The sequence below is a fragment of the Pseudoalteromonas sp. Z1A6 genome, assembly GCF_011378745.1.
In the GTDB taxonomy this organism is placed as follows: domain Bacteria; phylum Pseudomonadota; class Gammaproteobacteria; order Enterobacterales; family Alteromonadaceae; genus Pseudoalteromonas; species Pseudoalteromonas arctica.
The window spans coordinates 1-10306 of record NZ_WTKW01000141.1; the positions used below are offsets into that span (position 1 = coordinate 1).

A 10306-nucleotide genomic window follows, 5' to 3' on the forward strand; every position below is an offset into this window, starting at 1 on the left:
CTGTAAGTACAGCTGCTTTTTTTATTACATTATCAGTAGCTAGTATTTAAGCTAATTCAGCTTCTGCTTTTTTAGTAAATTTAGAATGTACTAACTTATAAAGCGCAGGCAATATTAACAGTGTCAGTAAAGTTGATGAAATAATCCCGCCAACCACTACTGTCGCGAGAGGTTTTTGCATTTCAGAACCCGTTCCCGAATTAAGCGCCATAGGTATAAAGCCTAAACTTGCCACCAGCGCCGTCATCAGTACTGGGCGCAAGCGCTGTAATGCACCGCTGTGAATTGCATCAAACAAACTTAAACCATCGCTTCGTAACTGCTTTATAAACGACAGCATAACTACGCCGTTTAATACCGCGACACCACTTAGGGCAATAAAGCCGACACCCGCTGATATTGAAAGCGGCATATCGCGCAGCAATAACGCAAGCACACCACCCGTTAATGCCAGTGGCACACCACTAAATATAATCAATGAATCACGAAGCGATCCAAAGGCGCTATACAGTAAGCCAAATATAAGCAGTAAAGTGACCGGCACAACCAACGACAATCGCTTACTTGCTGATTGTAGCTGCTCAAACGTGCCGCCGTATTCAAGCCAATAGCCACTTGGTAAGTTAAGTGATTCATTCATGCTTGCTTGCGCATCACTTACAAAGCTTGCTAAATCGCGCCCTTCCACATTGGCAGTTACCACTACGTTACGTTTACCGCTTTCGCGGTTTATTTGATTAGGCCCTTTTTCAATGCTAATTGTTGCCACTTCGCCAAGCGGTACAAACGCAAGTTCTGGGTTACTATCTTTAGGTAAAGCAACTGGCAAACGAGCAAGTGCTGATACATCGCTAGACCAACGTTTATCAAGGCGTACTAATAACGAAAAACGTTTATCGCCTTCGTAAATTAGTCCGGTTTGCACACCACCAACAGCGGCGGCAAGTGTCTGTTGAATATCGTTTACGCTTAAACCCAATAACGCCATATGGTCGCGCATTGGTGTTACCGAAAGTGTTGGCAATCCTTCCATTTGCTCCAAACGTACATCGGTAGCACCTGCAATATTACGCATTAGCCCTGTGGCTTTTTCGCCAAACTCTTTAAGTACGCTTAAGTCGTCACCATAAATACGCAGTGCCACATCGGCGCGCACGCCAGCAATTAACTCATTAAAGCGCATTTCTATTGGTTGTGTAAATTCGTAATTATTACCAGGGACATCGTTAACACGGGTACGAATTTGCTGAACCAATTCTGCTTTAGTAAGTGCTGGATTAGGCCACTCTTCTTGCGGTTTAAGTATTAAAAAAGTATCGGCAACATTGGGCGGCATAGGATCGCTTGCTACATCGGCTGTACCAATTTTTGAAAATACGTTAGCAACCTCAGGCTGATCTAATATGGCTTGCTCAAGCTCTTTTTGCATTTGCACAGATTGCTCAATACCGGTGCCAGTAATGCGCAGCGCGTGCATAGCAATATCCCCCTCATCAAGTTTCGGTAAAAATTCTGCGCCCATGTTTTTAACTTTAAAACCAAGCACTAATACTAATGCAGTGGCAATACCCACCATCAGCCACGGTAATTTAAGCGATATACCAAGTAATGGCTTATACACTTTTTTAACGCCGCGCATGACTGCGTTTTCGGTTTCATCAACCTTACCGCGAACAAACACTGCAATAGCAGCGGGTACAAAGGTAACGCCAAATATAAGCGCGCCAATTAACGCCGCAACTACAGTAAATGCCATTGGCTGAAACATTTTGCCTTCAACGCCACTTAGTGCAAATAAAGGTAAGTAAACCAGCATAATAATAACAATGCCAAATACAGCCGGTGTAAATACTTCTTTGGTGGCTTCGGTCACTACATTTAAACGCTCGTTTAAGGTAAGTAGCCTGCCATGTTTATGCTGAGCTACACCGAGTTGGCGCAGGCAGTTTTCAACAACAATTACAGCGCCATCAACAATTAAACCAAAGTCGATTGCGCCTAGGCTCATTAGGTTACCCGATACGCGATTACCCACCATTCCTGTAACGGCAAACAACATACTCAACGGAATAACCATTGCCGTAATAAGCGCGCCCGTTACATTACCCAGCAGTAATAGCAAAATAACTATCACTAAAACGGCACCTTCAAATAAGTTGGTTTGCACGGTTGCTATGGTTTTATCAACAAGAGTTGTACGGTCGTAAACTGCCTCAACAATAACGCCAGCGGGTAAGCTTTTTTGCACATCAACTAACTTATCAGCCATGGCTTTTGCCACTATGCGGCTGTTTTCGCCAATTAGCATCATGGCGGTGCCGAGCACGGTTTCCTCGCCGTTATAAGTGGCCGCGCCGGTTCTAAGCTCTTTGCCTAAAAGCACGTTAGCCACATCTTTAATGCGTACAGGTGCATCGTCGCGCTTAGCTATAACGGTATTGGCTATGTCTTCTAGCGTTTTAAGCTGCCCAGGCGAGCGTACTAAATATTGCCCGTCAAAGCGCTCAATATAGCCTGCGCCTCGGTTACTGTTATTAACCTCAAGTGCACTAATTACATCGCTAATAGTAAGCTTATAGGCAATGAGTTTTTCGGGCACTGGCGCTACTTGGTATTGGCGCTCAAAACCACCTTGGCTGTTTATTTCGGTTACGCCTTTTACTTTTAAAAGCTGCGGACGAATAACCCAATCTTGCAAAGTGCGCAAGTCTTCGGCGTTGTAAGCAGTGCCATCTTCTTTTAACGCATTAGGCGCGGCGTGCACACTATAAGTAAATATTTCGCCTAAACCACTGGCAATAGGACCCAAGTTTGGCTCTACGTTATTAGGTAAGTCGGAGCGAATACTTTGAATGCGCTCACCAATTTGCTGACGCGCCCAATAAATATCGGTGCCTTCATTAAAAATAACCGTTACTTGCGAAAGCCCATAACGCGAAAGCGAACGGGTGTAGTCAAGCTTAGGTATGCCCGCCATGGCGGTTTCTACCAAATAGGTAATGCGCTGCTCTACCTCTAATGGCGTAAAGCCCTGCGCTTTGGTATTAATTTGCACTTGTACGTTAGTTATATCGGGTACTGCGTCTACCGCTAAATTTTGAATGTTGTATACACCAAATCCAGCAAATAAAAATGTAAGCGCAAGCACCAGCATGCGGCGTTTAACCGCAAAAGAAACTATCCAATTAATCATGGTGCCTCCTAGTGAGCGTGGCTTGCGCCGCTTTTTAAAATATCGGCTTTAATGACATAACTATTGTCTGTTACGTATTCGCTACCTGCGTTTAAGCCTGTAAGTACTTCTACCCACTCGCTATTTTTTGCACCTAAGGTAACGGGGCGCACTTCAAATACATTGTTTTTACGAACAAACACACTGAATTGACCGTTAAACTCTTGAATTGCTTGTGGCTTTACACGCACGCTGGCATTTATTTTAGCCACACTTACATCGCTATTTATATGCATGCCTGGGCGCCAATGCCCGTCTGGATTATTAAGCTCTATACGGGCGCGCGCTATGTGCCCGCCAGTCATCATTGGAGCTATAAAAAACACTTTTCCTTGCGTATTTAAATGATGATGTAGGTCGTACACTTTAGCGCTTTGACCAATGGCGAGTTTTTCAATGTTTTCAGGAAAAGCCGATAACTCAACCCATACTTTATCAAGGTTAACTACCTGCATAAGTGCGCTGGTGCTTGCAAGCTCGCCACGCTTTAAGTATTGCTCGGTTACAACGCCGCTAATTGGGCTTTTAATGGGGTAATTTTGCAGTGTTTCGCGGTTGGTTACATTGGCAAGTACTTCGCCTTTTTTAACGTTTTGACCAATGCTTACAAAAATATCACTGATCAATCCGGCATACGGCGCCATTACTTCTACCGTGCCGTGTTGTGTTGGAGCAATAACACCAAAAAGCGTATCGGTAATATCCACTTCACCACTTTGCGCTATCTCGGTTTTAATGCCTGCGCGCTCAATAGCTCGCTCTGTTAACGTGGTTTGCCCTTCGTGTTGATCGTACTCATAGCTAATGCTCTCACTGTTATAATTAGCAGTAACGGTAAGTGCAAACGAATGCGGTTCGTTAATTGATTGCGTGCTCACAAGGTAGTCGCCCTCAGCTGTAAACTGTATATTTTGCGGGGCTTCAACTAAACGTTTTAAACTCATTGTTATGTTTAAGTCGTTTATATTAATTGGCTGATTTTGTTTATAGCCATATACACGTAGCTCAACATTACCTGCAAATTCTTGCAATTTAAGCTCAAGTGTTAATTTAGGGTCAGTTAATAAAAAGCCGCCGTGTGGACCTTGCTTTTGCTCGTGTTGCTCAGTTTCTTTATGACCTGACTCGCCATGCTCAGCAGAGGCAAATGCATGTGTACTTACAAAGCTGCTGGCAAACGAAAGTGATACTAGTAATGCGATTATATTTTTATTCATGATTGATGAGTCTCAATTAAAGATTGGCCTGTTAAACGCTCAAGAGTAAGTAGCACTTGGTACAGCTCTGCGTGAGTTGTAATAAGTGTGCGTTTAGAATCAAAAAGTGCTTGTTGAGCATCAAGCAATTGCAACACCGAAATTTGTCCGCGTTGATAACTTTTTAAGCTTTGCTCAATCAATGTTTGTGCCTGAGGAATAATTTGATCAGATAATAGCTTTGCCTGATTAGCTCGACCTTGATAATAAGCGTACAAAGTACGTACTTGCTGGCGTAGCTGGATGCGCAATTGCCCTTGCTGCTCATTTAAAAGCATGAGCTGACTATTTGCAGCTGCAATATTGCCGCTATTAGAATTGCTTAATTGCAGTGGCATAGAAAACGAAAACACTAACGAGCTGGAGTCATTTTGCTGGTTATAGCGCACGCCTCCCCCTACGTTAATATCGGTTTGTCCGTTTGCTTTTTGTAGTGTTAAGTTGGCTGTTTGCTGTAAATATTGCTGCTGTAATAATGCAAATTCAGGAGCTTGGTTAACCGCATCTAAAAGTGCTTGTGCTGATTTAAGCGCAGTAATTACATTAATATTGCCAGCAAAAGTATCGTAGGGTTGCTCCTCACTCCACAGCTCGTTAAGCGATAAACTTGCTCGCTCAAATTCACTATTAAGCATGGCTTTATCAAGCTCTACTTGGCTAAGTGCATAACGCATGCGCGTTACATCAGCTTGCGACGCAGCACCCGCATTGGCTCTTTGTTCAATCGCTTTAAGCGCCTGGGTAACTACCTGTTTACGTTCACTATTTAAACTTAATAATGTTTGAAATTTAAGGCCTTGATAGTATCGCTCAGCAGTGGTTGCCAATAACGCTAAACGGGTATTTTGATACTGTATTGCTTGGGCTTTAATATTGGCGGTTGCGTAATTAATACGGCTTTGGCGCTTATCGCCCAGCTCTATTAATTGGCTTAAAGCCAGCGTGTACTGCGCCCCCGAAAACGCATGGGAGCCATGGGTTCCTAAAAAGTTTTCAGCTTCAAAACTCAGCTCAGGATTAGGCGAAAGTGCAGCTTGAGATTTAAGCGCACTCAATATTTTTTGATGATAAGGGTAGCGTTTTAATACCAGATTTTGTTGTTCGGTATTACTCAGTGCCTGCTTAAGGGTTAATGTTTTAACATTCGCCAAAGTACTAAAAGCAGGTAGCGCGCACATTAGCGCCACCAGCATAATTGGTTTTTTATTCATATAGCGTGTCCGTTTTTTAACAAACAGAGTTAACTTAATCACTACGCCTATTTTAAAAACAAGCGCGATCAAGCAACCTAAATATGTAAATAACTAGCCTAATAGCGCACAAGCGCAGGCAGTTTTTACAAAGTATTTAAAATTAAAAGCTAGCTATAAAAATTTGGTGGCGGTACATCTGGCGGGTAATTTAACCCGTTATAGCACGCAGGCGAAGTTGCTTTACTTTGCTCTGGGCTTATTGAATGGCTAGAGGTGCTGTTGTAGCCACAATGGCAATGTTGGTGGGCATGAATCTCGGTAGTTGATGTTTTATCGCTTTGGTTATCATCGGCTGTGGAGTCGCCTTGCGATAACGAACTGGTTACGTGATCAACGTCTTCTTGCAAATGATACGCAGCACCATCACAGCTAATAAAGCTGTGTACAAGCACTAATAATATCACTATTAAAAAACGGTTTGAGCGCATTACCTACCTAAAACTCTAAAATGCAATTTAAGAAATCGCACAATACCTTAAATTTATTCAAATGTAGAGAGCCGCTAACGTTATTTTCTAAATTCGCTTGGCGACACACCTACCGACTTCTTAAAACGTTTGGAAAAATTAAAAATATTAGAGTACCCCACATAACTTGCCACATGCGAAATTGGCCAAGCCGTGTTTAACAATAAGTTTTTAGCCCGTTCAATGCGTAAATAAATAAGTTGTTGTATTGGACTTTTACCAAATTGCGCTTGGCATAAACGATGCAAATGCGGCGATGAGTAATGCACATGTTCGCACATTACCTCTATTGTCCAATCAAACTGCAAGCGCTTATCTACCTCTTCAAACAGACTAATTAAACGATTATGCGCCGCACCCTGTGAATTATTTTGCAGCGTAGCATTTAAGTAATGACTTAAAATAGGCGTTACGCTTTCGCGTAAATTAGCATTGGGCTCGCTGTATAAAAGCTCCATAGCAAGGTGTAACGGTTCAAGTTTTTGCTCGGTTAATACCAATGCTTGCGCTAAGTTTAAATGCTGCCAACGTTTAGTATTTGCAAGGTTTAACCAAATAACATCCCAATGTTCAGCATCAATTTTCACTTCAAAGCTTTGCTTTGCTGGTAGCACAATAAGTGTATTGGCATTAAGTGTGTACTGCTCATTTTGTGTTGTTAAATTACCCTGCCCTGCAAGCGTATAAAAAAGTGTATGTTCTAGCGGTGCTGAGCGTGCTACGCAATAACGACCCGATAGGTTTGAGCAACCCGCAAGTGCTATTTCAAGGTTTGGCATTTGCGCGAGCGTTTGTGAATCAATAAAGCGTTCTATACAACGCGGACCAATATCAAGTATGTCTTTAATGTTATAGCGCATAATTAAAATGATAGTTTTGGACAAATAAAGGAGAGCTTTAAGCATAACCCCTGCGATTATTTTTAGCTATATTTAGCGCATTATAATTGCCCGCTTATGCAATAGGATAAACATGACCTCTTTACAGCACATAATTAATCGCCGAGATTGGGAAAACCCAATTTCAGTACAAGTTAATCAAGTAAAAGCGCACAGCCCACTCAATGGATTTAAAAGCGTTGACCATGCCCGTACTAACACGCAATCGCAAAAACAAAGTTTAAACGGTCAGTGGGACTTTAAATTATTTGATAAACCCGAAGCGGTTGATGAATCGTTGCTAAGTGAAACACTAAACAGCAACTGGCAAAGTATTACAGTGCCTTCTAACTGGCAATTACACGGCTTTGATAAACCTATTTACTGTAATGTTAAGTACCCATTTGCAGTTAACCCGCCTTTTGTACCAAGCGATAACCCTACAGGCTGTTACCGCACTGAATTTAATATAAACGAAAGTCAGCTAACTCAGCGTAATCATATTATTTTTGAAGGCGTTAACTCGGCGTTTCACCTGTGGTGTAACGGACAATGGGTGGGTTATTCACAAGATAGCCGCTTACCGAGCGAGTTTGATTTAAGCGAACTGTTAGTTGCAGGCACTAACCTTATTGCCGTTATGGTTATTCGTTGGAGCGATGGCAGTTATTTAGAAGATCAGGACATGTGGTGGCTAAGCGGTATTTTTCGCGATGTTAACTTACTTACAAAACCACAAAATCAAATACGTGATGTGTTTATAACCCCCAATTTAGACGCTTGCTATCGCGATGCAACGCTACATATAAAAACGGCGATTAATGCGCCAAATAACTATCAAATAGCAGTGCAAGTTTTTGATGGCGAACAGGCGCTATGTGAGCCGCAAATTCAAAGTGCTAACAATAAACGTGTTGATGAAAAAGGTGGTTGGAGCGATGTTGTATTTCAAACAATTGATATACAAAGCCCTAAAAAATGGACCGCCGAAACCCCATACTTATACCGCTGCGTTGTGAGTCTGCTTGATGAGCAAGGCAATACCATCGACGTTGAAGCTTATAACATTGGCTTTAGAAAAGTAGAAATGCTTAACGGGCAGCTTTGCTTAAACGGCAAACCGCTACTCATTCGCGGTGTTAACCGCCACGAACACCACCCAGAAAACGGCCATACAGTTACTACCGCCGATATGATTGAAGATATTAAGCTGATGAAGCAAAATAACTTTAATGCCGTGCGTACTGCTCACTACCCTAACCACCCTCGTTTTTACGAACTGTGTGACGAGCTAGGTTTATACGTAGTTGATGAAGCAAATATAGAAACCCATGGCATGTTTCCTATGGGGCGTTTAGCTAGCGATCCGCAGTGGGCTGGTGCATTTATGTCGCGTTATACGCAAATGGTTGAGCGCGATAAAAACCACGCCTCAATTATTATTTGGTCATTGGGCAACGAATGCGGACACGGCGCAAATCATGATGCTATGTACGGCTGGTCAAAAAGCTTTGACCCCTCTCGCCCAGTGCAATACGAAGGCGGCGGCGCAAATACAACGGCTACCGACATTATTTGCCCAATGTACGCCCGTGTAGATACCGATATTAAAGACGATGCGGTACCTAAATACTCTATTAAAAAGTGGCTAAGCCTACCAGGTGAAACTCGCCCGCTTATTTTATGTGAATACGCCCACGCTATGGGTAACAGCCTAGGTAGCTTTGACGATTACTGGCAAGCATTTAGAGAATACCCACGCCTACAAGGCGGCTTTATTTGGGATTGGGTAGACCAAGGTTTATCTAAAACAGACGAAAACGGCAAGCATTATTGGGCTTACGGCGGCGACTTTGGTGATGAACTAAATGACCGTCAATTTTGTATAAATGGCTTATTGTTCCCAGACCGCACGCCGCACCCTAGCCTGTTTGAAGCTAAATACAGCCAGCAACATTTACAATTTACACTGCGTGAGCAAAATCAAAACCAATACACCATTGATGTATTTAGCGATTACGTATTTAGACATACCGATAACGAAAAGCTTATTTGGCAGTTAATGCAAAATGGCATCTGTGTTGAGCAAGGCGAGCATGTACTTAATATTGCTCCGCAAAGTACGCACACGTTAACTATTAAAACTAAAACAGCGTTTGAGCAAGGTGCGCAATATTACCTTAATTTAGATGTAGCATTAGTTAACGACTCACACTTTGCAAACGCTAATCACGTTATGGATTCAGAGCAGTTTAAGCTTATAAATAGTAACAATTTAAGCAGTAAGTTATTTGTATCATCATCTGAGCAAAACGCTATAAGTGTTAGCGAAACCGACTCTCAACTAAGTATTGAAAACGATAAATTTAAACTTGTTTTTAGCAAGCAATCAGGGCTTATAGAGCAGTGGTTACAAAACGATACTCAGGTTATTAATAGCCCATTGGTTGATAACTTTTATCGCGCCCCACTTGATAACGACATTGGTGTAAGCGAAGTAGACAACCTAGATCCTAATGCATGGGAAGCTCGTTGGTTGCGTGCAGGTATAGGGCAATGGCAGCGCACATGTAGCTCAATTCACGCAGTGCAATCAAGCGTTGATATACGTATTACTTGTGTATTTAATTACGAGTTTAATGGCGTGCTACAGGCTCAAACACAGTGGTTATATACCCTCAATAATACTGGTAATATTAGCTTAAATGTTGAAGTGCACTTAAACGATACTCTGCCACCAATGCCGCGTATAGGGCTAAGTACAACGCTTAACAAGCAAAGCGATACAAAAATAAACTGGCTAGGTTTAGGGCCTTTTGAAAACTACCCAGATCGCAAAGCCGCAGCACGTTTAGGTTATTACAGCTTGAGCTTAAATGAGCTACATACACCGTATATATTCCCAACTGATAATGGCCTGCGTAGCGATTGCCAATTGCTGAGTATTAATAACTTAACCGTGACTGGCGCGTTTTTGTTTGCAGCCAGCGAGTATTCGCAAAGTACGCTAACGCAAGCAAAACACACTAACGAACTAATTGCTGATGATTGCGTACATGTACACATTGATCATCAACATATGGGTGTAGGTGGCGATGATTCATGGAGCCCAAGTACTCATAAAGAGTATTTACTTGAGCAAAAGCAGTACAGTTATTCTTTAACTTTTTCAGCTAAATAATTTAGTAGTTAACCTACAAAAATAGCGGCCAAATTGGCC

General features: G+C 42.3%; 6 protein-coding genes. 1 reads left to right on the plus strand and 5 read right to left on the minus strand.

All coding sequences use genetic code 11. The features are described 5' to 3' along the window. Window positions 1-46 precede the first annotated feature (46 nt). From GQR46_RS10480 to GQR46_RS10500, 5 genes are all read right to left on the minus strand, one after another. The gene (locus GQR46_RS10480; protein ID WP_165740914.1) at window positions 47-3193 is read right to left on the minus strand and encodes a CusA/CzcA family heavy metal efflux RND transporter; all 3147 of its coding nucleotides are present in this window, start codon (window positions 3191-3193) and stop codon (window positions 47-49) included. 8 nt (window positions 3194-3201) lie between these two features. Further along, on the minus strand, window positions 3202-4449 hold the full coding sequence (locus GQR46_RS10485; protein WP_165740915.1) for an efflux RND transporter periplasmic adaptor subunit: 1248 nt from the start codon (window positions 4447-4449) through the stop codon (window positions 3202-3204). Then, window positions 4446-5699 carry a TolC family protein gene (locus tag GQR46_RS10490; RefSeq protein WP_165740916.1) on the minus strand — a complete coding sequence of 418 codons (1254 nt, stop codon included), beginning with the start codon at window positions 5697-5699 and terminating at the stop codon, window positions 4446-4448. Before GQR46_RS10490 ends, GQR46_RS10485 begins: the two co-directional genes overlap by 4 nt. A 149-nt stretch (window positions 5700-5848) precedes the next feature. Further along, window positions 5849-6169: a hypothetical protein gene (locus tag GQR46_RS10495; RefSeq protein WP_008135125.1), complete on the minus strand. Its 321-nt coding sequence runs from the start codon at window positions 6167-6169 to the stop codon at window positions 5849-5851. An 80-nt stretch (window positions 6170-6249) separates the two neighbouring features. Then, window positions 6250-7068 (minus strand): AraC family transcriptional regulator, encoded by an 819-nt coding sequence (locus tag GQR46_RS10500; RefSeq protein WP_165740917.1) that lies wholly within the window; start codon window positions 7066-7068, stop codon window positions 6250-6252. A gap of 112 nt (window positions 7069-7180) precedes the next feature. On the opposite strand from GQR46_RS10500, the gene GQR46_RS10505 reads away from it, so the two are divergent. After that, window positions 7181-10267: a beta-galactosidase gene (locus GQR46_RS10505; RefSeq protein ID WP_165740918.1), complete on the plus strand. Its 3087-nt coding sequence runs from the start codon at window positions 7181-7183 to the stop codon at window positions 10265-10267. Window positions 10268-10306 lie beyond the last annotated feature (39 nt).

Excerpts from the sequence above, each read along its gene's own strand:
- GQR46_RS10505 (WP_165740918.1), top strand. The coding sequence starts at position 7,181 with ATGACCTCTTTACAGCACATAATTAATCGCCGAGATTGGGAAAACCCA.
- GQR46_RS10490 (WP_165740916.1), bottom strand. The coding sequence starts at position 5,699 with ATGAATAAAAAACCAATTATGCTGGTGGCGCTAATGTGCGCGCTACCT.
- GQR46_RS10500 (WP_165740917.1), bottom strand. The coding sequence starts at position 7,068 with ATGCGCTATAACATTAAAGACATACTTGATATTGGTCCGCGTTGTATA.
- GQR46_RS10485 (WP_165740915.1), bottom strand. The coding sequence starts at position 4,449 with ATGAATAAAAATATAATCGCATTACTAGTATCACTTTCGTTTGCCAGC.
- GQR46_RS10495 (WP_008135125.1), bottom strand. The coding sequence starts at position 6,169 with ATGCGCTCAAACCGTTTTTTAATAGTGATATTATTAGTGCTTGTACAC.
- GQR46_RS10480 (WP_165740914.1), bottom strand. The coding sequence starts at position 3,193 with ATGATTAATTGGATAGTTTCTTTTGCGGTTAAACGCCGCATGCTGGTG.